Origin of the sequence: Rhizobium skierniewicense Ch11 (assembly GCF_023757665.1) — a bacterium.
In the GTDB taxonomy this organism is placed as follows: Bacteria; Pseudomonadota; Alphaproteobacteria; order Rhizobiales; family Rhizobiaceae; genus Agrobacterium; species Agrobacterium skierniewicense.
Genome location: NZ_RXPG01000030.1, coordinates 347854 through 371601 on the forward strand (window position 1 = coordinate 347854; position 23748 = coordinate 371601).

Genomic DNA, 23748 nt, shown 5'->3' on the forward strand with positions numbered 1-23748 from the left:
GGAGAGCTTGATGAAGAAGGTTATGGTCATCGTACCGTTTGCCATGGGGCAGGATGACATCACCCGCAGGCAAGCGCAGATGGATGCGGTCGATCTCGGCCCAGGCATCGAGTTTCACTATCGATCCGTTCGGATGGGTCCGAAGAACTATTCGAGCCAGCACGACATGGCCCTTGCTGACGTCTCGATCCTCGATGCAGGTCTAGACGCGGAGAAAGACGGCTTCGATGCCATCTGCATCGACACCATGTCCGATAGCGGCATGTCGATGCTCCGCTCGGTGCTCACCATACCGGTTATCGCTCCGGGCCGTCATTCCATGCTGATGGCGCAGATGCTGGGTGACAAGTTCTCCATCCTCATGATGTGGGATCGCTGGAAAATGCTCTACACCAAAACGCTGGGCGAGCTTGGGATGGAGCATAAATGTGCCTCCATGCGATCCATCGGCGTAACGCCTGATAATAAAAGCCTGCTGGCTGGCAAGGAAGACGAGGTGTTCCCGCTTCTGCTGGCTGCCGCGAAAAAATGCGTCGAAGAGGATGGCGCGCAGGTGCTGATCCTGGGATCCACGACCATGCATGAGGCGCATTCCTGGCTGTCTGCCCGCATCGGCGTTCCCGTCATCAATCCCGGACCGCTGACCTACAAGCTGGCATCCATCGCACTCGACCTGAAGCTCACCCACAGCAAGGCGACATGGCCGACGCCCCTATCGCCAAAGCACGACATGATCCGCGCCATCGGCGCTGCCGGAGCGGCCTATCTGGAGAGCAACCAATGATCCGCATTCTCGTCATCGTTCCCTTCGCACTGGATGCCGAGGGTGTGCGCAATCGTCAGGCGCAGTCGCAATATGTACCGCTACCTGCGGATTGGGAACTGACCTATCGCCCCGTCACCTGCGGCCCGACATCCTTCATGTCTCCGCACGACTGGGGGCTGATGGACCTCGCCATCTTCGAGGCCGGGTGCAAGGCGCAGGATGAAGGGTTTGACGCCGTCTGCATCGACACGATGTCGGATAGCGGCATGGTCATGCTCCGCTCCGTCCTCTCCATTCCCGTCATCGGCGCAGGCAAGGCTTCGATGCTCTATGCGCTGACGCTCGGTGGCAAGTTTTCCGTGCTTGCGCAATGGGAGCCAGCGCTGCCACGTTATCGCAAGGCTATCAGAGAATATGGTTTCGACCGCCAATGCGCCTCTGTGCGCAGTTTCGATCAGCCGCCTGATTTCTCGAACTTGCTGGGCGGCAAGGAGGACAGTGTGTTTCCACGGATGCGCGATGTTGCCATGCGCTGTATCGAAGACGATGGTGCAGAGGTCATTTGCCTGGGATCGACAACCATGCATCAGGCCGGAGAGTATCTGGCTGCGAACCTGCCTGTCCCCGTCGTCAATCCCGGACCCCTGACTTACAAGCTGGTCGAGACCTTTCTGGCGCTTGGCCTCACCCACGGCAGGGACGTTTATCCACCGCCTGTCGAACCGAGGCTCGACATGCTGCACGCCATGATGAAAGCTGGAGCTGAAGCAGAAGCGAAGGCCTAAGGCAAGGGGAGTTCCTTGGGCCGTGTCATCAATTGCCGAGCGAGAAATCCTTACCATCTTCTCGCTTCAGCGACACGCGGTATTCATAGCGGTCGGCCCGGTAGAAGATTTCAGCGGCGTAGAACGGCGTGAGCTCGGCGTCGAAAAACAGTCTGTTGACCAGCATCAGCGGCGCGCCGATTGGAATTTCCAGATGTTTGGCAGCGTAATCATCTGCCAGTGTGGCTGTCAGTGTTTGTTCGACCTTCTCGACCACGGCGCCAGCTTTTTGGACAAGGTCAATCATGTTGGTTGTCGCCAAGTCCTGACGTCTGAGCGTCCCTCCGATCTCCGGCAGCAAATAGGCAATGGAGAGGGAGTAGGGTCGACGATCCAGTGAGCGGACGCGCACCGCGCGAACCAGTTGGGTGGTCGGTGCCACTCCCATCTGCTCGCAGATCCGAGGCGGCGCCTCGCCAAGGTCGAGACTGACCGCCTTCAGTCGCGTGCTTTTACCCACCGCGTTGAGATAGCTGAACAGGCCATTGATATTCGACACCACTGCGCGGTTGAGTTTGTTCTCTTTCGAGCGGTCCGTGACATAAGTGCCCCGCCCGCGCGTTCGGGTCACGAGCCCCTCTGCCGTCAACATTTCCATTGCTTTGCGGATCGTAATGCGGCTGACGGAAAAACTTTCAGACAGTTCAGCTTCGCTGGGAACGGCGACTTCGCTGGGGTAGTAACCTTTCAAGATGCGCTCTCGCATGACCGCATAAACCCGATGATAAAGAGGGGTCGGAGAATGAGTGTCGCGCATCAATGGTGACATCCTGACAATGAATAAAACTGCACAAAATAATTGCATACGAGACTGTATGGTGCAAACTAAAAGATTATAACATTATGTCATTTATACCATTTGTAACGAGGCTGATGCCATGAAATCATCGGGCCGACTGCTCCGTTTTTAAGAGTTGCCAACGGGTTCAGGTTGCAGGATGGTAACGATAATGCGGAAATAACACGTTCGGCGTTAGGCATTTAAGCTTTCGCATATATACGTTTCGATAGGGATGTGTATCCTTGGGGCATTGTTATCAGTTGTCGGATGCGAATTTGAAACTAACGGTCATTCTCAAAACGCTGAACGAGGAAAAGCGTATCGGCGCTGCTATCGAAAGCGTCATGGCTGCATTGGTGGGTATTGAGGGCGAAATCATCGTGGCCGATAGCGGGTCGCGCGATAAAACCGTCGAGATCGCATCACAATATCCGGTCATCATCGCCCAGATTGAAGCGCCTGCCAAAGCCAGTTGCGGCATTGGCCCACAACTGGGTTATCAGTACAGCAAGGGTGAGTTCATTTGCCTGATGGACGGCGATATGCTGCTGGATCCGACATTTTTGCCTGCGGCACTTGACTACATGGATAAGAACCCGCGCGTCGCGGGCGTTAGCGGCCATGTCAACGAGGTCAATCTCGATAATCTGGAGTTTACCCGGCGGGTGCAGAGACATGCACCGGAAAACCTGACCGGTGTTCTTGACCGGCTGAATGGGGGTGGCCTTTATCGCCGAGCGGCTATCGAAGCCGTCGGTTATTTTTCAGACCGGAATCTGCACGGTTACGAAGAGTTCGATCTTGGACAGCGCCTTCGGTTGCGTGGGTGGACGCTTTATCGCCTCGACAGGCGGTTCGTGGACCACTTCGGCCATAGCATCAATTCCTATGTGCTGCTCACACGCCGCTGGTCGTCGAAATATCTTCGTGGCGTGGGCGAGCTGTTGCGTGCCGGGTCCGAACAGTCTCGTTTAGGAGATTTGACCAGCGAGCTTTCCGAAATTCGACTGTGGCTGGGTGTCTATGCATGGTGGGTGATCCTGTTGGTCTGCCTTATCGCAGGCTTCTTCAACGGATATGGCTTTATCGTATTTGGGGTTGCACTCGTCGCGCCGGTCGCCTTGATGAGCATCCGGCAACACAGTCTGTCGTTGGGGTTTTATGCCGTCGTCGCTTGGTGTTTCCACGCCGCTGCACTGCCTCTCGGTTTCCTGAGCGCGCGCCAGCCGCCCGAGAGGTGGGTTGAAAGCAAACTTTTGAAGTCGCAATGAAAACACTCGTTCGCGTCAGTCTGATTGCGTGCCTGTCGGTCGGCCAACCAGCCATCGCGGATGATTGGCTCCCGGTTCGCGAACAGTCACTGGAAATTCAGCCGGGCAGCCCACTGGATTTCTCTCGCATGCTTCCGAATGGCACCATCAATGATGCCTCCAGGATCGTGATCAATTCCGCTGGCAAGCTGGCGAAGGCCAACAATACCGAAACACCACAGCGTTTTCTGTGCGCTTCGCTTGCCTGGAGCCCGGCGTCTGGCGGGTTTCCGGATCACGCGATGGCGGATCGGTATGCCGCACAGTTAAAAGTGCACGGCTACAACATCGCCCGTTTCCATTATGTGGATGCAGCTTTGATGGAGGGACGTACGACCGATTTCGATTTCAATCCGCAGGTTCTTGACCGTGTTCACTACCTGATGGCTGCACTGAAACGAAATGGCATCTCCTGGATTCTAGACGGGCTTACCTCTTCCAGAGGTGCTTACGGTGGTTTTGGCGATCGGTGGGAGGTTAAAGGTGATCTGAAACTTGGTGCGCAGATCGACGAGACTGATTTCGGCCACTGGCTTAAATTCCAGGAATTGTTTCTCGCCAAGGTCAATCCTTACACGAGCATGACGCCGGTTCACGATCCGGCACTGGTCGCAATCGTCCCTTTCAACGAGAACGGTCTGGAATTCGATTCCATGATGCAGGAGGCGACGCGGGGAACTGTATTTTCCGAACGTCTCAAGCCATTGTTCAACGAATGGCTTTTGAAAAAATATGGTTCGATGCAAGCGCTCGCTCAAAAATGGGGCCGGTGGGTGATGGAAGGCGACTTGTCCAATCGCTCCATTGCGTTGCCAACCAACCGTTACGAGCGCAGCGAGCGGATGCGTGACCTGCAATCTTTCTTTATCGATGTAGAGCAGGGCGCAACAGTCAAGATGACGAGCGCCCTGCGTCAACTTGGCTTCAAGGGTATCATCTTGCCCTACAACAACTGGCCGACGGTTCAGACAGGCATGACCCGCGCCAGTCAAGACGCAGTAGCGATGAACACCTATCAGGACTGGGTGGATTCCTATGCGCCCGGCACCAGCATTCAGGGCAAAAGTTCGCTGGAGGACGGGCTGCTTTATCTGCGGACAATCGGGCTTGCGCGCTGGCTGGGTCGCCCGTTCTTCGTCACCGAATATGACCATCTCTTCTGGAGCCCGTTCCGATACGAGGCGGGGCTTGCAGCACCCGCATTTGCCGCCATGCAAGGGTGGGACGTGCTGTGTCGGCATGCCCATGGCCCCATCGTTCTCGCCTATGGCGAAGATTTTCCGCATAAGAAGCAGATGCTGCCCTACGCCATTGCGCTCGACCCGGTGGCGCGCGCGGGTGAGACGCTGAGTGCCCTCGTTTTCCGTCGTGGCGACGTAAAATCCTCCTCGCTTCGCATACCGTTTCTCGTCGAAGGGCAATCTGGTCTGCCCGATGGTGTCAACGATATGGAGCCTGAGGCGCTCACGCGGTTGGGATTGATCGGTGCCGTTGGACTTCAGTCATCATCCACAGGTAGCGCTGTCGCTGTCGCATCGTCGCGCGCGGGCCAGACGGCGATGGGCATTGTTGCGAAGTTGAAAGAGCAAGGACTGCTGGCCGGCGCCCACACGGCCGATCTGGACCAAGGCCATGTCTTCAGCGAGACCGGGGAATTGCAGTTGAATGCGCCGGAAAAAAGTATGGCTGTACGATCGCTTCTGACGGAGGCTCTCGCTTTCGATGTGCTGAACACGCCAGTCGATCTCGGTTTTGTGACAGTGCAATCGGCAGATGGAAGAGGACTGTTTTCACTGTCATCGCTTGACGGCTTGCAGCTTGAGAAAAGCCAGAAACAGCTCCTCATTCTCGCGTCTGACGCGCAGAACACCGATATGAGGTTTCGGGATGCGGAAGAGCGAATCATCGACAATTTCGGGCAATTGCCGGTGAAGATCCGCCGCATGCAGATCGCCCTTCGCTTGCGCAATGACAGTGCCTTAACGATCTCCCCCGTCGGGCTTGATGGGCGTGTGTATCCCCCGGTCCTAAATGCCGGTGCAGGTGAAACGATCACGCTGAGCAACGACACGCCTCAGGGACCAACGACCTATTTTCTGGTCGAAACGACGATCAAACAGCCATCATTACCTCAATAGAAATCGTGGACCAGGCGGCTCCAGCTTTCGCCAGCAACACCGCCGATATAGGCCTGACCGCTTTGCATGGCCTGCTTGAACTCAGGCGATCTGGAGGCGGCGGACACGCCTGTGACATGTCGATACCAGATGCCCTTCTGCTTCGATAATGCCGGTATGATCTCAGGCCGAACCTGTGCCGAGGCGAAGGCAAAGCCTGCTTCTTTCAGGGAAGTAAAAACAGTGTCGACGACGGCTTCCTGCTTGCCGGTCTGCCATAACAAATCGAGAATCTGCGCTTCGCCGCCTCTGGCTCGAACAAAAGAGAAAACGCCGTTCACAACGCCATTGCCGTCCTGCACCTGAGCAAGGACCAGGCGACCTTGGCCCAATGCGTCACTGGATGCCTTGATGGTCCAGTCGAGATCTGGCGCGGAGTAGACCGGCGCGACCGTATAGTTCGCCAGGAACTGGTTGGCGTATTGTGCATACATGTCCACATCGACCGGGCTAGCGCTGAACCCGGAGGCTGTCCTGCTTCCACTCATGGACGCTGGGAGAGGTAAGGAGCCCTGGTGGAGGAGTGCTGGATATTTTTGAGAGACGCGCCGCCTGACATAACCGGTGGCCGCGGGCAGGGGCTTGAAAACCTTGTACCAGCGCAAGCTTTGGACCGGCAGTTCGACGCCGCCGATGGCTTTGAGATGAGACACGCTGACGGGTGCGGCGCTATCGGAGAAGCTGATCTGGTTGACCCGGGGGCGCAGTTGAAAGATCAAAGCGGCGATGCTGCGTGGGTTTGCGTCGTCTGCCGCCATGAAGGCGCACGCCAGCCGTGCCGTGACCGGTTCCTCCCCAATTCGGTACGTCATGGGCAAAATAATCAGAACGCTTTTGACGTTTCCGGTCCCATCGACTGACACGATACTCCCATTGTCCGGTGTGTAATTCGGGTGGGAAAACATCAGTTGGGTGAGATAGGTGTTCAATTCGGTTTTGTTCGGCTTCGACCGACCCCGAAACACGGACGCGAAGAGGTCCGCGATTTGCGCGACGTCAGCAGGTTCGGCAGGTCGCACCCTGGTCGCACGTTCCAATGTCATACTGCGACCTCCCGAGCTTCTTTCAACGACCGCGTGACATGAAGCCTCACCACGATCCACGCTGCCAAAACGATGCTGATTTCGATTGCGTAGCCTGCGATGAAAATGCCGTAGGGCGGCCATGCCCATGCCGCGAGGCCAATCACCAATGCGCCAATGCCATTCGAGAGGTTCAATACCCAAGCCCGCGATGCGTGTTCACCGGCAGCGCCGAGCAGATCGACCGCGATGGACCATATCGCGACGAAAACGATGAGCCAGGCCATGATCCGCAAAAACTGCGGCAGAGACACGTATTCGGGTCCGAAAATCAAAGGCATGAACGAAGCGGCGACAAAGATCACGATGGCTGCGATCAAACCCAGAGCAAAGGCAAGGCCCAGAATACGGATGGTCAACCGAAAGGCATTGTGGATGCCCGACATGCTGGCAACGGCGAGACGGGGGTAAACAAGCCGGTTCAGCGCATCGATGGCCATGTAGCTGCTATCGGTAATGCGTCTGGCGACACCATAACTTCCCACGACCTCCGCTCCGGCCACAAAACCCAACACCAGCAAATCGACGTTTTGGCGAATGGCCCTGAAGATGAAGGGCGTGGCAAAGAGCAGTCCAAGCCGAACTTCATCCCTTTCGATAACGAATTTTGGGCGGCCGATGCGCAGGGCGAAACCGGCATAGAGAACGAGTGTCAAGAGATGGGCGCCGAGCTGCCATGTTGCCCAACTCTGGACGGTCGACACCTGGAAGGCGAAGCACGCCAATGCCGCCGTCACGGTGCGGACGAAGGCAAAGCCGACGACGGATGCATTGGCAGCACCATATCGGGAGTGCGCGAGAAAAATACTTTCACCCAGCATGATCAATCGAACGAGGACGACGTTGGTCAACACCAGTTGAAATGTGGTCAGGACGCTTTGCCCGGACGTTTCGCCGAAGCTGATGAACTGCGGCAAAAGCACGGTGCCGAGGACGACCAGAGTGGCTCCGCTGACACATGTCAGAATAAGGTTGTGGCCGAATATCCGTGGGAAGCATTGGGGGTCTTGGGGCACGCGGCGCACGAGGCACTCAGAGGCGCCCAGTCCACACAGATGGACAGCGATGCTGGTAATGGCCATGAAGGAGACGTAGCGGCCAAATTCCTCCGCACCGAACGAACGGGCCAGGATTGCGAATGTGATGAGCTGCGCGGCGTTGGCAATCAACAGGCTCGCTGACGATGCGCTGTAGGACAGCAGCATACTGATCAACCGTGGCTTGTCTTTTTTGTCGCTGCTTATCATCTCGTTCATATCCATGCCGCAAAAACAGATGCGCTGTAAACGATTTATCAGCGGACTCTATGATTTAGTAAGTCTGTATATAAAGAAAATGTTTCGTTTTGATTGATGTAGAGGTTACGGTGAGGCATGTACGAGTACCCAACCGAAAAGCGCACCAGGCCGGTCTTTGACGATCCCGTGCCTCGTGCGACCGTCCATTCGAAGGGTTCGACGCCTGTCGAGCCCATGGTAACAGTTGCGATTTTACTCGCCTGGCTGCGTCGCGGCCTGTTTTTCATCGTTATTTTTGCACTTTTGGGTGGTGCCTTGGCTGTGGGTTTCGGGCTTGCCGTGAAGCCACGCTACACATCCAGCATGGACATTCTGTTGCCGCCGCCGACCGGTCAGGTCGTGCCAAACGAACTCACAACGCCAAACATCCAGAGTGACGCGCAGATACTCGATATTTCGAGCAAGCTGCTTTTGATCACGTCGGGCAATGTGTTGCGGAGGACGGTCGAGCAGCAGAAGCTTCAGAACGTGCCGGAATTCAATTCCGCCGCCGACACGCAAGAAGGTCTGTTCAGCTGGTTGAAAATGCCAAACGCGACGCCATCGGATGATGGCGTTGTTATCGCGATGCGAAACCTTGCCAAGCGCATCAAAGTCGCACGCCAGGGCGGGACCTATCTCGTCTCGATAAGCCTGTGGACGCGTGACGCCGATCGGTCGGTGGCGGTGCTTTCGACACTGGCGCAATCGTTTCGCGAAGAACTCGAGGCGACCCAGACCGATCTCGCAAAGAACGCCAGTGCCGCACTGTCCAATCGTCTGGAAGAACTGAGACTTGCTGCCACACAGGCTGCCAACGACGTGATGCAGTTTCGTCAGGATAACAATCTCCAAAATCTCGGCGGCGGCTCCGTCAATACGCAAAGCGTGTCGCAGCTGAACACGCTGCTGAATGAAGCATCCTCTCGATTATCGGACGTTCAATCGCGTTACAAACGGCTAAGCCAACCGGCAACCGATGGCATCGTGCCTACGGATACGCTGGATTCTCCGACGCTCATTGCGCTGCGCTCGCAATACAGTGTCCTCAAACAGCAGTACGAAGAACTGGCGCTGACCTATGGTACGCGCTACCCAAAACTTGTGACGGCACGCGCGCAGCTTGGAACGCTTCGTGCAGAGATGGCGCGGGAGACAGAACGCTCGCTACAGACCATTCAGGTTGATATGGATCAGGCGGAAAACTCCGTTGCCACCTTGCGCGCCCAACTGGAAAATGCCCAAAAACGTGTGTCCACCGATGATACGGCTCAAGTCCAGCTCCAGGAGCTGGAGCGTAACAGTCAGGCAAAATCTGCCCTCTATGACACCTTTTTGAAACGGGTTGGTGAAACCAGCGAGCAGCAGCAGATCAGTGTCTCCAACCTGCGGATCGTCACAGAACCGGTGCCGCCGGAAAAACGCAGTTGGCCGCCACCAACCGTACTCCTGGCAATTGGCGGCGTTCTGGCGGGGCTGATACTGGGTGTCATTTCCGTTCTGGCAACCCGTCTATTCGTCCTTCTTCGAGACAACAACTGGCGCTACGAACGGGGAAGCTGATGCAAATAGTCTCGGGCCTGAAAGAATACGCCGGTTTTCAAGGCAAGATCAGGTCTTTGGTCTTTATGGGGCTGTTCCTGTTTTTCTGGATCACGACAAATCCCTTTGTGGATCTCACCAGTGTCGAGGTCAGCGGATCGAACGCCACCGGCGGATCCAATCTCTTAAACCAGCTGGTTTTTCTGGTTTTGACTGTCGTCACACTCTATGCAGCCCTGACCCATCCGCTGCGGTCTCGCATCTGTCAGCCGCAGATTCTTGTTATCGCGCTGTTTTCGTGGTTTCTCATCTCGTCCGTTCTTTCGAACTATCCTGTCGACGCGATCAAACGAACCATTCTGGCGATACTGACCTGCCTCAATGCCGGGATGTTTCTGCTGCTTGCGCGTTCGGAACAACAGTTTGCGCGTCTGATGCTCTATGGGACGGCGATTACGCTGGGTATAGCCTATTTCGGTGTTATCTTTCTGCCGATGCTGGCTATCCATCAGCCAACCGAGCTGATCGAGCCAATGAATGCGGGCTTCTGGAGGGGGCAGTATTCCCACAAGAATCTGGCTGCGGCCGTGATGCTTTTGGCTGCGTTTTTCGGGCTCTATTTTCGCAGCGTGGGTTGGAAGAAAAGCGGGCTGGCTGTTGTCATCCTGTCCGTTGTCTTCCTCATCCAGACCGGCGGAAAATCCTCCACTGCCATGTTGCCGCTGATACTTGTTCTCCAGTGGATATTCGAGAAGTTTCGCTGGAGCCGTTGGCCGATTGCGGTCGGTGGCATCGCTGCGTTCAATCTTCTGGCATTGGGGGCCGCACTTTCGGAAGGTTTTCGCGGCCTCATCGCATCACTGGGTGTTGACCCTACCTTCACCAACAGGACCGATATCTGGAAGATTGCATTCGACGCGATCACCCAGTCACCCATTTTTGGCTACGGCTTTCAAGGTTTCTGGCAGACCGCCGACATCACGCAGAGCTCGGCAGGACTTGAGACCTGGGCCGTGAAGGCCTTTAACGGGCACAATGCCTATGTCGATGCCTTGCTGACGACCGGAATTCCCGGCTTCATCCTCACCATAGCCCTCGTTATCTTTGTGCCTTTGCGGGCCGTCGGGCGTCTGGGCAAAGGTTCCAACAGCCCCGCACTGTCGCGCCTTTTTATGCGGGTATGGCTCTATGTGATCTACGCCGGCTGCCTCGAAGTGATCTTCTTTCAAAGCGGTAGCCCGATCTGTTTTTTCATGTTGGTCTCCATATTCGGACTGGAAATGCAATCTCGCATGACCCTCGTCAGCGACAAGAAACCCGTCTGGGAGGGGAAAAATGCCGTTGCTGTCTAAGGCGAGATATGTCGGTGAGCGTATTGCCGAAAGGGCCGTTCGGGCATTGCCCGTGTCGACGCTGAATGTGACATGCCAGCGTCCAATCGTGTCGTTCACCTTTGATGATGTGCCGGACACCGCATATACGGAAGGTGCGCGGATATTGGAAGAAAACGGTGTCCGCGGCACGTTCTACATTGCGGGAAGTCTGATCGGGACCGCAGAACCCGACCGCAACCTGATCTCCGCAGAAGAATGCCGGTCACTTGCCCAATCCGGTCATGAGATCGGCTGCCACACATTCGCGCACAAGCCCGTCAGCACGTTGAGCGGCTCGGAGCTGGCACGCGATCTCAATGGCAATGCCGAGGTTCTCGACGGCTTCGATCACGCAGGAGGGCTCAGGAATTTTGCCTATCCCTATAATCAGGGTTCGCTCCGGCATCGGCATGCTTTTTCCAAGCGCTACGCAACGGCCCGTGCCGGTGGAGATCGCATCAACCGTGGCAAGGTCAATCGGTCCTATCTCTGGGGAATGGAAATCAGGCAGCCGGACGTGGCTGCACGGGCTTTGACCCGTCAGATCGATGCGGTTGTGGCGGAGCCGGGCTGGCTCATTTTCTTCACCCATGACATCAGCAATGACCCGACGCCCTATGGCTGTACGCCCGAGACCTTCTCATCTCTGGTTCGCCATGCCGTCTCAACCGGATGTCTTGTGCTGCCCGTGCGCGACGCCCTCGGTCACATTGGGGAAGTGGGGCCGGGCTGAATGGGACGCACGTTGCTTGCAATCAACAACTATTTCTATCGGCGCGGCGGCGCGGAGGCGATATTTCTCGATCAGATCGAGATGTTTGAGCGGGCCGGCTGGCGCGCAGTGCCGTTTTCGATGCAGCATCCGAACAATCTCCCATCCCCTTGGTCGTCCCATTTCATTCCAGAGATAGAATTCGGTCGTCAATCCGGCCTTTTGACCAAGATCGAGCACAGTCTGGAGGTCATCTATTCTCGCAAAGCCCGGACCCATCTCAGCCGTCTTATCGATCAGGTTCGTCCCGATATCGCCCACGCCCATAACGTTTATCACCATATGTCACCCTCGATTTTCCCTCTCCTGAAGAAACGGGGAGTTCCGACGGTTCTGACGGCCCACGACCTGAAGCTCGCCTGTCCCGCATACAAGATGCTCTCGCCTCAGGGGATCTGTGAAAAGTGCAAGGGCGGCCGCATCCATAATGTCTTGACGAACAGATGCATGAAGGAATCGGTCGCGCTGAGTGGCCTCGTCATGGTTGAAACCGCCGTTCACCGCACGTTCGGGCTTTACCGAAACTACGTCGATCGCATCATCGTGCCGAGCCTGTTCTATCAGGCCAAGCTCATCGAGTGGGGCTGGCCGAGCGAGCAACTCATTCATATCCCGAATTTTGTCGACCAGTCGATCACTGACAATCCTCTTGTGTCGGAAGAGGGAGATTATTTTCTCTTTGCCGGCCGTTTGGCGCCCGAAAAAGGCATCGCGACGTTGATCAGGGCAACCGGCCTTTCAGGGCTACGGCTGCGCATCGCAGGAACCGGACCCGATGAAGCGTCACTTCGTGCACTTGCGCAGGATGTCGGTGCCAATGTCGAGTTCTTAGGCTATTTGACCGGAGGCGCTCTTCACGCTGCTATCGCCGGTGCCAAAGCGCTCGTGCTGCCATCCGAGTGGTACGAAAACGCACCGGTCAGCCTGCTGGAAGCCTATGCTCTCGGACGTCCGGTGATTGGAACAGACATTGGCGGAATACCCGAACTCATCAAAGACGGGGAGACGGGCTTGATCGCGCGATCGCTGGATGCCGAAAACCTCGCCGAGGTTCTGACTACTATGAACAGCCTGCCTAAGCCGGCTCGCCAAGATATGGGCGAGCGTGGCCGAGGCTGGGTCAACAGCGAGTTTTCGCAAGGGGCATATCTGGAACGCACGACGGCACTCTATAGGGACCTTGGCGTTCGCTGACGGTGCGGCCGTCATGGATATCGGCTGATAATCACCGCATCCAGAATATGCATGTCCATGTCGGGACGTTTGAAGTCTTCAGCGAGACCTGACGCCAGTTTCTCCTTCGAATCTTTTGGTATGGATTTGGCCGCGATGACCCTGATGTCGGCCCAGCCGTTACGCTCGAACGCCCTGACATAATCGATCGGTCGCTTTCTGTTCGGCTGGCCTGGAAAAGCGAAGCGAGAATAGAACCGGTTCGAAAATCGGTAGATATTATTGGGATCACGCTGCCGAAGCGCATTCGTGTGGGTCTGGAGATCGACAATATGAAGGCTGATGCAGCCGCTTTGTGCCACTCGCGTTAGTCCGTCAATGGTGGTTTCCACGGCATCGAAATGCTCGAATGCCGCACAACTGAGGATGAGATCGAACTTTTTGCCTTTGCTGAGGGCGGGTATATCGAATGCGGGGTCCACATCGTATTGGAGGCCTGAAGGGTCTTTCAGGGTCTGGAGCGCGACCTCAACATCCTCTGTCTGCAACTCGCAAGGGTAACGCGCGATGGCTTCGAGACGGAACTCCTGCGTTTCATCGGCTGCCAGTCTGAAGGCATCGACCGCCGTGTAGGATTTAGCCCCATGTGCCAGAAGCAAGGCGCCCGTCGCCAGAGATGATCCCGGTCCTAACTCAAGGACCGAGCGTTCCCTCACGGAAACATCGGGTGGCAAAAACTTCAACCAGGACTGAATGACGTCGTGGACGTAGGCGATCCGCGCGTTTCTGTCGTCTGCCCTGACTGTGTTCGGTTTTCGGTAGCCCATCAATTTGTGCTTGGTCCAGACGCCAATCAAAATGGCTGCGCCAATCAGCTTAAATAGACTATTTCGTAAGACAATCGGCATTTCCGCCTCATCCGCCATTGCGTTCGTTCAGGTTCGACATTGACGCATGAGTTCTGCATGCAACGTCAACTCCGAACAGTCTTAGAGATGAATTAGTTATTTTAGAATTCACTACTTTAAATTAAATTTCATGTCATGGTTGACTTGGTCTGGTCGAGAGGTGTGGTTTGATGCATTCGCCTGATAATTCTGCACTGAGCAAAGCATTGTCGACTGCAGCCGTCGCCCAACTCGGTGGACAACGAAAAACGAGCCGTCGCTACGAGAACATCGATGCTCTCAGAGCAATAGCGGCTCTCTCCGTCGTCATCCAACATTTCTTCGGGGACAGTCTGCGTGAGGCGACGCACCATGATGGCATCGCGTTTCGGATCGCTGCAGCCAGTATTGCTCATTTTGATGCCGGGCGCTTCGGCGTTGTCTTGTTCTTTTTGATCAGCGGCTTTGTCGTGCCCTTCAGCATAAGGGGCAGCCATCCGCTCCACCGATTCGCAGTCTCGCGTTTTTTTCGTCTTTTTCCCGCAATGTGGTTGGCGCTGTTTTTCCTTTGGATTGCCTCGGCGATGCACGGCCAAATTCCTCCCGTGTCGACATTGATCGCGAATATGACGATGATGCCCTCTTTATTTCGACAGCCTTGGATGTCAGGCGCCTATTGGACACTGACGATCGAGATCGTGTTTTACGTTCTGTCGGCCGGTCTGTTCGCACTCGGTATTCTTTACCGTCCTCTTGTCATTGCATCCTTCGCAATTCTGCTCGCCTCGGCCACGGCCGCTCCTATTTTCCTTCGGGCAGGCGGATGGGTGTTGCCCGTGCAGTACATTAGTTTGCACGTCTCTTTTCTTTATCTTGGTCTGTTGTTGCGCATGGCGCTTGTGGACAATCTTGCGGGTGCGTGGATCGGGGCCACCTGCGTCTTGCTCATCCAGACCATCGTGCTTCTCAGCATCGGCGACTTTTCGCTCTCCCGGCAGGATGGCTTTTTTCTTGTTGCGAAATTTCCCATTCTCGCAAGCTATTTCGCAGCACTATGCGCCTTTGTATTTTCGGTGAGAACAGAGCTTCCCCAACATCCGTTTCTCTCGTGGCTGGGTGCGCTCAGTTACTCGATCTACCTTTTTCACGGGATTGTCGCGCTCATGGTTTTTTCACTCCTTCCACTCACAGGCACGGGGGCTGATCTGTTGACTGCGCTCGCCTGGCTAGGTCTCACGCTCGCCCTGTCAGTGTTCGTCTATGAGTATTTGGAGAAGCCAATGATCAACCTTGGGTATAGGTTTCTCAGGCGAGAAAACAACGCGGAATCGAAGATTTCGGTCTAGTGTTCGGATTTGTGCAGCCCCGCCGTTTACTATACCTGCGGGATCAATCTTGTGTTTGTCAGAACCTACTAGCCTATTCCAGATTTTAAGTTATTATATCCTAATGTTCTAATGTGAACTAGGAGCGGGCTATGGATCATGTTGAGACACTGGAGCGACGACCTGCATTTGAGGCGACGAGCCTGGCGTATTCGGAAGACAATGCCAACTTCCTGGATTCCATGCGTATCTGCATGATCGGACTGCGGGGTATTCCCAATGTCCAGGGCGGCGTTGAAACCCACGTCGAGCAACTCGTGTCGAATCTGGTTGATCTGGGTGCGGATGTCCATGTCTTTGCGCGCAAGAACTACGTCGCCGACACGAAGGCCTATGTGTGGCGCGGCATCACCGTGCATCCCTTGTGGGCACCCCGCAGCGCGCGGCTGGAGGCGATCTTCCATACGGCATTTGCTCTTTTTAAAGCACGGCTCCTGAACCCGGATATTGTCCACATCCATGCCGTTGGCCCATCTCTGGTCGCGCCGCTGGCCCGGCTTCTGGGTTTGCGTGTGGTTTTCACGCATCATGGCTATGATTACGACCGTGAGAAGTGGAACCCCATCGAGAAACGAATTCTGCAACTGGGCGAGTGGGCAGGAATGCGCTTTTCTCACGCGCGCATCGCGATTGCAAAGCACATTGCCGAGCGCATGCAACAGAACTTTCATTCGCCGGTCCACTTCATTCCAAATGGCGTGAAGGTGGACACCAAGAACCTGGAAGACGGCATACTGGAAGAGTTCGGGTTGAAAAAAGGTCGATACGTCCTCCTCGTTGCTCGCTTGGTTGCGGAAAAACGCCAGCTCGATCTCATCGATGCTTTCGGCCGGACGAAACTGAAAGACATCAAGCTTGTCTTGGTGGGCGGGGGAGATGCGGACAGTAGCTATGTCACTGAACTGCATGCTCGTGCGAAAACCAATCAGAACGTCGTTCTGACAGGCGTCCAGTCTGGCAAGAAGCTCGCAAGCCTCTTTGCCAATGCTGGCCTCTTCGTTCTTCCATCGAGCCATGAGGGTATGCCAATTGCTCTCTTGGAAGCCATGGCGCATGGCCTGCCGGTGCTGGCGAGCGATATAGAAGCAAACCTTGCTCTCGCTCTCGAAGATAGTTGCTACTTCCCGCTCGGCGATATCTCCGCGTTATCCGCAGCCCTCCAGAGCAAGATCGACAGTGCATCGACGGCCACCGTTCGACAGAACGGCTCCAAGGTTATGGCAAAGTATGATTGGCGGGCCATCGGTATGAGGACCGCAGAAATCTACCGATCGATTTCAAAGACGGCCCCAGCCAGATCATATCGCCAACCGAAGCGAAACATTGCCCCTATAGCGCGCTAACGTGGGAAGCGGGCAAATCCTTTTGCCAGTATAGCGCCTGTCGGTCGGCCGGTCGGAGATCCGCCTGCCTGTTCAAGCGTGATTTCGTAGAGTTGGTCGCCGCGCGGGGCGGGCAAGGCCGGTCCGGTGAGCTTGGTCGAACGAACACCCTCAAGCAACCCAAGCGAAACAGGTCCCATCTCCTGAGAGGGAAGGGTCCAAACCTGGATCGATTTTTCCTTGGGCACGTTGAAGTCCGCCAGGAGTCTAACCGTTGCATTGTCGTTTCCGAAGTCTTCCACGACCGCTTGCACGTCCCCGGCTTCGTTGAGGAGAACTGCGACAACCATGGGGTCTACCGAACGCATCAGGCTGAAGGTCAACCCGACGGCGAGCAGCAAACTCGCCGCAATGGCCGATACTGCGGTCACGCGCCATAGACCCGACCGGTTATCGTTGGCGACAGGGGTCTCCCCGCTTGGTCTTGATGACTGTGGAGAGTGCCGTTGAGGCGGAAGATGAGTTTCGATGCGTTGCCAAAGGCTGTCATCGACGTCGAGCGGTTCCATACCGGTGTCCAATGGAAGAAACCGCTCACGACTGGCGTCGATTGCTGCCCGCAATTGTTCGTTCTCTTCCATCTCGATTTCAATTCTGGCCGCCTCTGCATCATCCATCAGGCCCAAAACATATTCATCGGCGATGTCGGCAATGTTGTCTTGCGCCGCTCTCATGCCATGCACTCCCTCAGCGTCGACAGTCCGCGGCGAATCCAGGATTTGACCGTGCCAAGTGGCATCTGTAATCGACCAGCGATTTCACCATGCGTGTAGCCGTTGATGTAGGCCATCAGGATACCGCGCCGCTTGGTCTCGTCCAGATTGCTCAAACAATCGTAAAGGCGCGAATTCCGATCCAGCTTCTGCCACACGGCAATAATCTCATCAGCCTGATCGCTCTCTTTCATCGATTCGATCTCTGCGACCGTGTGTTCACGCTTGCCGTCGCGAAGAAGGTTGAGGGCTCTGTTGCGAACAATCGCGTAAATCCAACCGCGTGCAGATCCTCGGTCGGCGCTGTACTGGTGCGCGTGGGTCCAGATTCGAATGAAGGCCTCCTGCACGACCTCTTCAGCCAAATCGCGTCGACGCACAATGCGTTGCGCCACGGCAGTCAATTGGCCTGCCTCACGATCAAAAATGCGCCGAAGCGCGCTCTTGTCGCCCTTGGCACATGCTGAAAGAGCAATGTTCAGATCATCATGCGCAACGCCCATCGGCATCCTGTCCTTTTCAACGTCCTAATCGCGACTAGCATCGCATATGATTCCACTACCCGCAGACGGAATATTTGGATGCAGCAAAAAATAATTTAACCGACTGCATCCAAAACAACTGGTTGGCGTGTCTTAGCCTACAGAAGCATCCAAAGCCGAGTGCGGGATGACTTCCAAACGGAAAAACGTACGGGAGAAAGATATGAACACCATTCGCCTCGCTCTGATCGCGTCCACTGTATTCGTAACAGCCGCTGGAACAAGCATCGCTGCTCCTGTCCTGGGGCTGACAGGTGACAAAACGCTCGTCATGTTCGACACACAAAAGCCAAGTGTCAGTAAAACAATGGATGTTACCGGCGTCGATAAACTTGTTGGTATCGATTTCCGACCTTCAAACAAGACCGTCATCGGGGTGACACCGGACTTCCGGATCGTTTCCATCAATCTCGAGACAGGTGCCGCAACCGATATCGCCAAGATGGACAAGACGCTGACAATCACGCAAGCGCCCTTGGTCGTCGATTTCAACCCGATGGCTGACCGCCTCCGCTTCATGAGTGGCACCACGAACCACCGTGTTCATCCTGACACTGGTGCTGTCACTGTCGATGGTACGCTCGCCTTCGAAGGGACTGATATGCACAAGGGTGAGACGCCCAATATCGTCGCTGCCGCCTATACGAACTCAATCGGCAAGCCTGAAAAAACAGCGATGTACAACATCGACGCCACCATTGGCGCTTTGATCCAGCAGACCAAGCCGAACGATGGCACATTGAAGTCTATCGGCAAGCTCGGCTTGAAGGAAATGCCAGCGACCTACGCCTTCGACATTCAAGGTATGGAAGGCGGCAAGAACACCGCATATCTGGCAGCAGGCAAAATGTTGTACACCGTCAATCTCGAAACCGGGGCGGCCACCGAAGTGGGCGCTATCGCCGGTAGTGAGGCCGAAATCCGCGATATCGCCGTTCTGCCCGCTATGTAAGCAGCGGCTGGAATTGGAATAGACGGGTGGCCCCGATGGTGTGCGGGGCCATTTCTATGGCGTGGAGCGCCCGGAAATGCGCTCTTCAGCTAAGACACCTTTGCTTTTCTCAAACGTGCAGGCGATCAAAGACCAACCTGCCGAACCGATGATAAATCGACATGACACCGAAGCGTCAGGCAGACGAACGGCAAAACAGTCGGCATCGTTACGCCGCCGCGTGGAATACAGGGCTCCCAGCGATCCATGTCGACTTCATGGAGAGATCGCGGTTCAAGATTACGAAATCCGCATCATATCCCGCCAGAAGGCTGCCTTTTGTCTCTGCCTTGATGGCCTGTGCGGGGTACATCGACGCCATGCGCAGGGCTTCCTCCAACGGAAGGCCAATGCGTTCGTGAGCAAAACGGATGCAGGAGAGCATGTCGATATCGGCGCCTGCAAGCGTTCCATCCGCAAGGGTCAATCGCCCGTCTTTCCGGTAAACATGTCGTCCGTTCAGTTCCAGCCCAGTGTCATCGGTGCCGATGGTCGACATGGCATCGGTCACGAGAAAAATGCGACCAGGCTGATTTTTTGCTTTCAGCGCTAGAGCCATCGAGACCGGATCGACGTGGAAGCCATCGGCAATCATGCCGCAATGAAACCTGTTGTCATGGAGCCCGGCGCCAACAAGACCAGGTTCACGGTTGCCAAGCTGGCTCATGGCGTTGAAAAGATGGGTCACCATCGAAGCGCCTGCGTCAGCGTAATGTGCGGCCGTCACGTATGTCGCATCGCTATGCCCGAGGCTGACAATGATGCCCGCCTGAGCGAGCGATGTGACCTGCGCTGTGCTTACGCTTTCCGGGGCTATGGTCGTCAGAATATGGGAAAGTCTCTGCTTACAGCTCAGAAGCAGGTGCAGGTCTTTTTCTTCCATCGGTCGGATCAATGCCGGATCATGCGTACCTTTGCGAGCCGAAGACAGATGCGGACCTTCAAGATGGAGACCGAGGAACCCCGGCACGTCGGTTTCCTGCGCCGCTATCCCAGCTTCAACCGCTTTCACGGTGATGTCAGGACTATCCGTGATCAGTGTCACCATCAGGGCAGTCGTGCCGAACCTGGCGTGCGCTGCGCAAATCCGGGTGATGCCATCCACATCTGGCCGGTTGTTGAACATCACGCCGCCGCCGCCATTGACCTGAACATCGACGAAGCCCGGCACGATGAGCAGTCCAGTTGCGTCGATGGTTTCGGCATCGTCATGAGCGGATGCCGAGATGGCGGTGACTTTCCCATGCTGGACAACAAGTGATTTGCCGTCGTGCCACATCTCGCCGTCGAAGATGCGCGCGCCGCTGATGATCTTGGCATCGGTCATCGTGTCTGCGTTACCTTGTTCAGAGCAACGGGCGCATCGGGATTGAAGCCACGCGCGCGCGACAGCGCTTCGATGAAGCCGTAGAAGGGTGCGATCAGCAGAAGCGCGTCGGTGAGCGGGTGGTTGGTTTCGACGAAGGGCAAGGCTGTGGCCGATGTCGCTTTGGCTGACGTGAGGAAAACATTCGCGCCTTTTGCCGCAAGACCGTTGGCTGTTTCAGCAACCGATGCTTCGGCACGATCACGTGCCGCAAAAGCAATGATTGGAAACCGTGGTGCGACCAACGAAACCGGGCCATGCATGACCTCGGCCGACGAGTAGGCCTCAGCGTGAAGTTCACATGTTTCCTTGCATTTCAGGGCTGCTTCGGACGCAATGGCAAGGGCAGGGCCACGGCCAAGCATGTAGAGAGAATCTTCGCCCTTGATAGCCTGGGCGATTTCGCTCCAGTCAAGTTCGATGGCTTTTGCAAAGTTTGCGGGCAGTGCCGCGATGGCTTTGACCAAAAGTTGGTCTTCCGTTGCTGCCGCAAGAATGGATAGGCCCGCGACAATGGAATTCACAAAGGATTTCGTCGCGGCGACAGCTTTTTCTGGCCCGGCCTGAATGTCGATAGCCTGCGTGGAGGCGTCTGCCAACGGTGAGGAGAGTGTATTGACCAGGGCAAAGGTGAGCGCGCCGCCACGCTTTACATTGCGGGCAAGTGCAACAATATCCGGGCTTTTGCCGGATTGGGAAATCGCTAGTGCCGCAGCCCGTTCCAGCTTAAGAGGTGCATCGTAGATGGAGGCAAGCGACGGCCCCAGCGATGCGACGGGCAGGCCAGTCTGGAGTTCAATGGCGTATTTCATAAAATGTGCGGCGTGGTCCGAAGAGCCACGAGCGATGGTCACGATCACCGCCGGATCTTGTGCTTTCAGATTGCGTCCTGCCTCCTCCAGCATTGGCAAAGATGTTTCCAACAGCCGGGCAACGGCATCTGGAATCTCATCAATTTCCTGTCGCATTAAAGTCGTCATGTCACAGTCTTCCTGATTGTATGGTTACTCTGAACCCATGGTCAGTTCGGCAACCAGATCATAGGCATCGCTCCGATACAGTGCCTTGGAAACCTCCATGATGCGTCCGCTTTCCAGATAGGCCATGCGCTGAACAGACAAAGCCGCAGAGCCGGGCGGCACGCCCAAAAGTACGGTCTCGTCATCGGTCAGATTGCGCGCAGAAATGCGCTGGATGGCACGGATGGGCCGTATGCCACTTTTTTTCAATACCATGTAAAGGGAGTTTTCGACCGATTGCGGGTCTTTGAGAATATCGTCCGGGAGGCTCGTGACCTCCAGCGCAATCGGCTGCTCGTTGGCAAGGCGTAACCGGGTCAACCGGGCCACCTGTGACGAGGACGACAGGCCGAGCGCCATTCGTTCGTCAGGAGTTGGATAATACAGACCCCTGTCCAGCCAACGGGTGCTGGCGGTCATGCCTCTGCGGCGCATGTCTTCTGTAAATGACGTCAGCCGTGTCAGCGGTTGCTGCATGCGGGCTAGAGGCTTGACGACGAAGGTGCCGGAACCGTGACGACGGACGAGAAGACCGTCACGCGCCAGATCGTCTATCGCTTTGCGAACAGTGACGCGGCTGACCGCCGCTTCCTCTGCCATGTCCCGTTCCGGTGGTAGGGCATCGCCATGCTTCAGTCGTCCTGCCTGTATGGCATCCTCAATGGCCTGTCGCAGCTTGAGGTAAAGCGGCCCACCTGATGCTGACTGTAACCGGTCAAGCTCCAGAACATCCGCCATAAATACCTCTCCAAGATTTTTTCGCTCGTGCTTTTATCAATTCTGCCTCGCTTTTGGCTATAGCACAGACCGGTCGATGAGCAATACCAAAATCAAACCACATGCGCGTCTAACGAGAAATTCCAGTTCGGCCCCCTTCGTTAAGAGCCTGATTTTATCAGCGTTCTCGTGGATTGACTCGCATTTCCTAATTAATTCTAAATTGCTGGGACGATTGGTATAGACGGGTGGCATTTTTTTGGTATTGTTTTGGTGCTGGTTCGAAATATGCTCTTTTTCGAAGTCTGGGCATCGGATCAATATTTTTTTAGAAGGGGCTTTCATAACGCGACGAAGTTTGCCAATTTCTGAAAATAAATTTCAGAAATGAAAGCGCTCAACGCAAATAACGTAGCCTTCAGAAGAAATGGCGCGTAATTTGCGAAAAAGAATTACGGGAACAAAAAACAGGGAACGATAAGATCATGAAAGTGGGAATCGTCGGGCTTGGATTTCGTCTGGGATATCTCGGTTACGTTTTCAGTGAAATCGACAAGGATTTCGAGATCGTTGGATATGTCGACCCTGCGCCGGCCGGATTGCCCGGCTTGCAGGAGAAAGGCATTTCCGTCGGCACGGCGTACGAAACGCCGCAGGCGCTTTTCGACAATGAAGAGTTCGATCTTTTGATGATCGGTTCACCCAACCACATGCATCTCGATCACATCCGGCAGGGACTTGAGGCGGGATATACGATATTCACCGAAAAGCCGATTGTGGTCAGCATCGAAGAAAGCTTTGAGCTGGCCCGGCTGCTCAACATCCATGGCCACGAGCGACTGATGGTCGGTCTCGTCCTGCGGTACTCGCCACTCTACCGCGATCTGCGGCAGGCGCAGGCAGACGGCAAGCTGGGCGAGGTGGTTTCCATCGAGGCATCGGAACATATTCCGCCCTATCATGGTGCGTTTTTCATGCGCGACTGGCGGCGTTATGAGCATTATTCCGGCTCCTTCATGCTGGAAAAATGCTGCCACGATCTGGACTTGTACAATGGGGTCGTCGGCGCACGTCCGCGCTACGTCTCCAGCTTTGGTGGACGCAAAAGCTTCACGCTGGCTAATGCCCCGCAAAATGACGGCATCAACGATATGGAAGTCTACCATCGCAAGCCGAGCGGCTGGATGGGGTCCGACAAGGTTTTCGACAGCGATGGCGACATTATCGATTATCAGACGGCTATCGTGGAATATGAGAACGGCGCGTCGTTGGCGTTCCATACCAATCTGAACGTGCCAGACGACTTTCGTCGCTTCTGCGTGATGGGTGCCAAGGGTATGGCCGAGGGCGATTTTGTTCGCGGTTTCCTCAATGTGCACAATGCCCGCACCAATGAGAAGACCGTCTCAAACACTTACTCGGCCTCCAATTTGTCGCAGCACTACGGCGCGGATGAGCAAATGGCAGCCGATGTCATCGCTCACGTGGTGTCGGGAGTACCGCTGCCGGTTTCGGCTCTGGATGCCATTGAGGCCGGTATTTTGGCGCTGGCCATGGACGAGGCACGGCGCGGCCGCAAGGTCATTGACCTGCAATCTGTTTGGGAAACGTATGACGCCGCCCTGCACGGGTCCGTGTCTGCCGCTCCAGATGCAAAAACAGCGTGAGG

Annotated in this window: 21 protein-coding genes; 12 read left to right on the forward strand and 9 right to left on the reverse strand. The window is 55.6% G+C overall.

Annotated features, from left to right (window positions below):
• Positions 1 to 10 precede the first annotated feature (10 nt).
• Positions 11 to 784, forward strand: coding sequence for an aspartate/glutamate racemase family protein (locus tag EKM04_RS21480; protein ID WP_174154999.1), 774 nt, complete (start codon positions 11 to 13; stop codon positions 782 to 784).
• Complete coding sequence (locus EKM04_RS21485) at positions 781 to 1551, forward strand: aspartate/glutamate racemase family protein (RefSeq protein ID WP_183893402.1); 771 nt, start codon at positions 781 to 783, stop codon at positions 1549 to 1551. Before EKM04_RS21480 ends, EKM04_RS21485 begins: the two co-directional genes overlap by 4 nt.
• 28 nt (positions 1552 to 1579) lie before the next feature.
• Here the strand turns inward: EKM04_RS21485 and EKM04_RS21490 are convergent, their stop codons facing one another.
• Entirely contained in the window at positions 1580 to 2347 is a 768-nt protein-coding gene (locus EKM04_RS21490) for a GntR family transcriptional regulator (RefSeq protein ID WP_183893404.1), read from the reverse strand.
• A gap of 299 nt (positions 2348 to 2646) precedes the next feature.
• Here EKM04_RS21490 and EKM04_RS21495 point away from each other — a divergent pair, with 299 nt between their 5' ends.
• Both EKM04_RS21495 and EKM04_RS21500 read left to right on the forward strand, forming a co-directional pair.
• Entirely contained in the window at positions 2647 to 3642 is a 996-nt protein-coding gene (locus tag EKM04_RS21495) for a glycosyltransferase family 2 protein (protein ID WP_183893406.1), read from the forward strand.
• Positions 3639 to 5819 carry a glycoside hydrolase gene (locus tag EKM04_RS21500; protein ID WP_183893408.1) on the forward strand — a complete coding sequence of 727 codons (2181 nt, stop codon included), beginning with the start codon at positions 3639 to 3641 and terminating at the stop codon, positions 5817 to 5819. Before EKM04_RS21495 ends, EKM04_RS21500 begins: the two co-directional genes overlap by 4 nt.
• On the opposite strand, the gene EKM04_RS21505 is transcribed toward EKM04_RS21500, so the two are convergent.
• Positions 5813 to 6901 carry a hypothetical protein gene (locus EKM04_RS21505; protein ID WP_183893410.1) on the reverse strand — a complete coding sequence of 363 codons (1089 nt, stop codon included), beginning with the start codon at positions 6899 to 6901 and terminating at the stop codon, positions 5813 to 5815. The two genes, EKM04_RS21500 and EKM04_RS21505, sit on opposite strands and share 7 nt — an antisense overlap.
• On the reverse strand, positions 6898 to 8187 hold the full coding sequence (locus EKM04_RS21510) for a lipopolysaccharide biosynthesis protein (RefSeq protein ID WP_183893412.1): 1290 nt from the start codon (positions 8185 to 8187) through the stop codon (positions 6898 to 6900). Before EKM04_RS21510 ends, EKM04_RS21505 begins: the two co-directional genes overlap by 4 nt.
• Positions 8188 to 8313: 126 nt before the next feature.
• Here EKM04_RS21510 and EKM04_RS21515 point away from each other — a divergent pair, with 126 nt between their 5' ends.
• The 4 genes from EKM04_RS21515 to EKM04_RS21530 are packed head-to-tail and all read left to right on the forward strand — an operon-like array spanning position 8314 to position 13098.
• Positions 8314 to 9780 (forward strand): GumC family protein, encoded by a 1467-nt coding sequence (locus EKM04_RS21515; protein ID WP_183893414.1) that lies wholly within the window; start codon positions 8314 to 8316, stop codon positions 9778 to 9780.
• Positions 9780 to 11111: an O-antigen ligase family protein gene (locus EKM04_RS21520; RefSeq protein ID WP_183893416.1), complete on the forward strand. Its 1332-nt coding sequence runs from the start codon at positions 9780 to 9782 to the stop codon at positions 11109 to 11111. Before EKM04_RS21515 ends, EKM04_RS21520 begins: the two co-directional genes overlap by 1 nt.
• Complete coding sequence (locus tag EKM04_RS21525) at positions 11095 to 11865, forward strand: polysaccharide deacetylase family protein (RefSeq protein WP_183893418.1); 771 nt, start codon at positions 11095 to 11097, stop codon at positions 11863 to 11865. The genes EKM04_RS21520 and EKM04_RS21525 overlap by 17 nt, the downstream gene beginning before the upstream one ends.
• The gene (locus EKM04_RS21530; RefSeq protein ID WP_183893420.1) at positions 11866 to 13098 is read left to right on the forward strand and encodes a glycosyltransferase family 4 protein; all 1233 of its coding nucleotides are present in this window, start codon (positions 11866 to 11868) and stop codon (positions 13096 to 13098) included.
• A gap of 11 nt (positions 13099 to 13109) precedes the next feature.
• On the opposite strand, the gene EKM04_RS21535 is transcribed toward EKM04_RS21530, so the two are convergent.
• Positions 13110 to 14003 carry a class I SAM-dependent methyltransferase gene (locus EKM04_RS21535; protein ID WP_183893422.1) on the reverse strand — a complete coding sequence of 298 codons (894 nt, stop codon included), beginning with the start codon at positions 14001 to 14003 and terminating at the stop codon, positions 13110 to 13112.
• Positions 14004 to 14155: 152 nt separating this feature from the next.
• Between EKM04_RS21535 and EKM04_RS21540 the strand changes: the two genes are divergently transcribed.
• Both EKM04_RS21540 and EKM04_RS21545 read left to right on the forward strand, forming a co-directional pair.
• Complete coding sequence (locus EKM04_RS21540; protein WP_183893424.1) at positions 14156 to 15310, forward strand: acyltransferase family protein; 1155 nt, start codon at positions 14156 to 14158, stop codon at positions 15308 to 15310.
• 131 nt (positions 15311 to 15441) lie between these two features.
• Positions 15442 to 16692: a glycosyltransferase family 4 protein gene (locus EKM04_RS21545; RefSeq protein WP_234910840.1), complete on the forward strand. Its 1251-nt coding sequence runs from the start codon at positions 15442 to 15444 to the stop codon at positions 16690 to 16692.
• On the opposite strand, the gene EKM04_RS21550 is transcribed toward EKM04_RS21545, so the two are convergent.
• Both EKM04_RS21550 and EKM04_RS21555 read right to left on the reverse strand, forming a co-directional pair.
• A complete protein-coding gene (locus EKM04_RS21550) occupies positions 16689 to 17405 on the reverse strand; it encodes an anti-sigma factor (protein WP_183893426.1) in 717 nt (238 codons plus the stop codon). The genes EKM04_RS21545 and EKM04_RS21550 overlap by 4 nt on opposite strands.
• Entirely contained in the window at positions 17402 to 17947 is a 546-nt protein-coding gene (locus tag EKM04_RS21555) for a sigma-70 family RNA polymerase sigma factor (RefSeq protein ID WP_183893428.1), read from the reverse strand. The genes EKM04_RS21550 and EKM04_RS21555 overlap by 4 nt, the downstream gene beginning before the upstream one ends.
• Before the next feature lie 202 nt (positions 17948 to 18149).
• On the opposite strand from EKM04_RS21555, the gene EKM04_RS21560 reads away from it, so the two are divergent.
• Positions 18150 to 18938 (forward strand): DUF4394 domain-containing protein, encoded by a 789-nt coding sequence (locus tag EKM04_RS21560; protein ID WP_174154971.1) that lies wholly within the window; start codon positions 18150 to 18152, stop codon positions 18936 to 18938.
• Between the two features lie 208 nt (positions 18939 to 19146).
• Here EKM04_RS21560 and nagA read toward each other — a convergent pair whose 3' ends face one another.
• Genes nagA through EKM04_RS21575 form a run of 3 tightly spaced genes read right to left on the reverse strand, consistent with a single transcriptional unit; the run spans position 19147 to position 22100 of the window.
• Positions 19147 to 20304, reverse strand: coding sequence for an N-acetylglucosamine-6-phosphate deacetylase (nagA, locus tag EKM04_RS21565; protein WP_174154969.1), 1158 nt, complete (start codon positions 20302 to 20304; stop codon positions 19147 to 19149).
• On the reverse strand, positions 20301 to 21323 hold the full coding sequence (locus EKM04_RS21570) for an SIS domain-containing protein (protein ID WP_183893430.1): 1023 nt from the start codon (positions 21321 to 21323) through the stop codon (positions 20301 to 20303). Before EKM04_RS21570 ends, nagA begins: the two co-directional genes overlap by 4 nt.
• Positions 21324 to 21347: 24 nt before the next feature.
• Positions 21348 to 22100 (reverse strand): GntR family transcriptional regulator, encoded by a 753-nt coding sequence (locus EKM04_RS21575; protein ID WP_174154965.1) that lies wholly within the window; start codon positions 22098 to 22100, stop codon positions 21348 to 21350.
• Between the two features lie 464 nt (positions 22101 to 22564).
• On the opposite strand from EKM04_RS21575, the gene EKM04_RS21580 reads away from it, so the two are divergent.
• Positions 22565 to 23746: a Gfo/Idh/MocA family protein gene (locus EKM04_RS21580; protein WP_174154963.1), complete on the forward strand. Its 1182-nt coding sequence runs from the start codon at positions 22565 to 22567 to the stop codon at positions 23744 to 23746.
• Positions 23747 to 23748: the final 2 nt, after the last annotated feature.

What these genes read in the sequence shown, in the direction of transcription:
- EKM04_RS21550 (WP_183893426.1), bottom strand. Translation starts at nt 17,405, where the DNA reads ATGAGAGCGGCGCAAGACAACATTGCCGACATCGCCGATGAATATGTT.
- EKM04_RS21555 (WP_183893428.1), bottom strand. Translation starts at nt 17,947, where the DNA reads ATGGGCGTTGCGCATGATGATCTGAACATTGCTCTTTCAGCATGTGCC.
- EKM04_RS21535 (WP_183893422.1), bottom strand. Translation starts at nt 14,003, where the DNA reads ATGGCGGATGAGGCGGAAATGCCGATTGTCTTACGAAATAGTCTATTT.
- EKM04_RS21540 (WP_183893424.1), top strand. Translation starts at nt 14,156, where the DNA reads ATGCATTCGCCTGATAATTCTGCACTGAGCAAAGCATTGTCGACTGCA.
- EKM04_RS21560 (WP_174154971.1), top strand. Translation starts at nt 18,150, where the DNA reads ATGAACACCATTCGCCTCGCTCTGATCGCGTCCACTGTATTCGTAACA.
- EKM04_RS21510 (WP_183893412.1), bottom strand. Translation starts at nt 8,187, where the DNA reads ATGATAAGCAGCGACAAAAAAGACAAGCCACGGTTGATCAGTATGCTG.
- EKM04_RS21490 (WP_183893404.1), bottom strand. Translation starts at nt 2,347, where the DNA reads ATGCGCGACACTCATTCTCCGACCCCTCTTTATCATCGGGTTTATGCG.
- EKM04_RS21505 (WP_183893410.1), bottom strand. Translation starts at nt 6,901, where the DNA reads ATGACATTGGAACGTGCGACCAGGGTGCGACCTGCCGAACCTGCTGAC.
- EKM04_RS21570 (WP_183893430.1), bottom strand. Translation starts at nt 21,323, where the DNA reads ATGACGACTTTAATGCGACAGGAAATTGATGAGATTCCAGATGCCGTT.
- EKM04_RS21515 (WP_183893414.1), top strand. Translation starts at nt 8,314, where the DNA reads ATGTACGAGTACCCAACCGAAAAGCGCACCAGGCCGGTCTTTGACGAT.
- EKM04_RS21575 (WP_174154965.1), bottom strand. Translation starts at nt 22,100, where the DNA reads ATGGCGGATGTTCTGGAGCTTGACCGGTTACAGTCAGCATCAGGTGGG.
- EKM04_RS21580 (WP_174154963.1), top strand. Translation starts at nt 22,565, where the DNA reads ATGAAAGTGGGAATCGTCGGGCTTGGATTTCGTCTGGGATATCTCGGT.
- EKM04_RS21500 (WP_183893408.1), top strand. Translation starts at nt 3,639, where the DNA reads ATGAAAACACTCGTTCGCGTCAGTCTGATTGCGTGCCTGTCGGTCGGC.
- EKM04_RS21520 (WP_183893416.1), top strand. Translation starts at nt 9,780, where the DNA reads ATGCAAATAGTCTCGGGCCTGAAAGAATACGCCGGTTTTCAAGGCAAG.
- EKM04_RS21485 (WP_183893402.1), top strand. Translation starts at nt 781, where the DNA reads ATGATCCGCATTCTCGTCATCGTTCCCTTCGCACTGGATGCCGAGGGT.
- EKM04_RS21530 (WP_183893420.1), top strand. Translation starts at nt 11,866, where the DNA reads ATGGGACGCACGTTGCTTGCAATCAACAACTATTTCTATCGGCGCGGC.
- EKM04_RS21480 (WP_174154999.1), top strand. Translation starts at nt 11, where the DNA reads ATGAAGAAGGTTATGGTCATCGTACCGTTTGCCATGGGGCAGGATGAC.
- nagA (WP_174154969.1), bottom strand. Translation starts at nt 20,304, where the DNA reads ATGACCGATGCCAAGATCATCAGCGGCGCGCGCATCTTCGACGGCGAG.
- EKM04_RS21545 (WP_234910840.1), top strand. Translation starts at nt 15,442, where the DNA reads ATGGATCATGTTGAGACACTGGAGCGACGACCTGCATTTGAGGCGACG.
- EKM04_RS21525 (WP_183893418.1), top strand. Translation starts at nt 11,095, where the DNA reads ATGCCGTTGCTGTCTAAGGCGAGATATGTCGGTGAGCGTATTGCCGAA.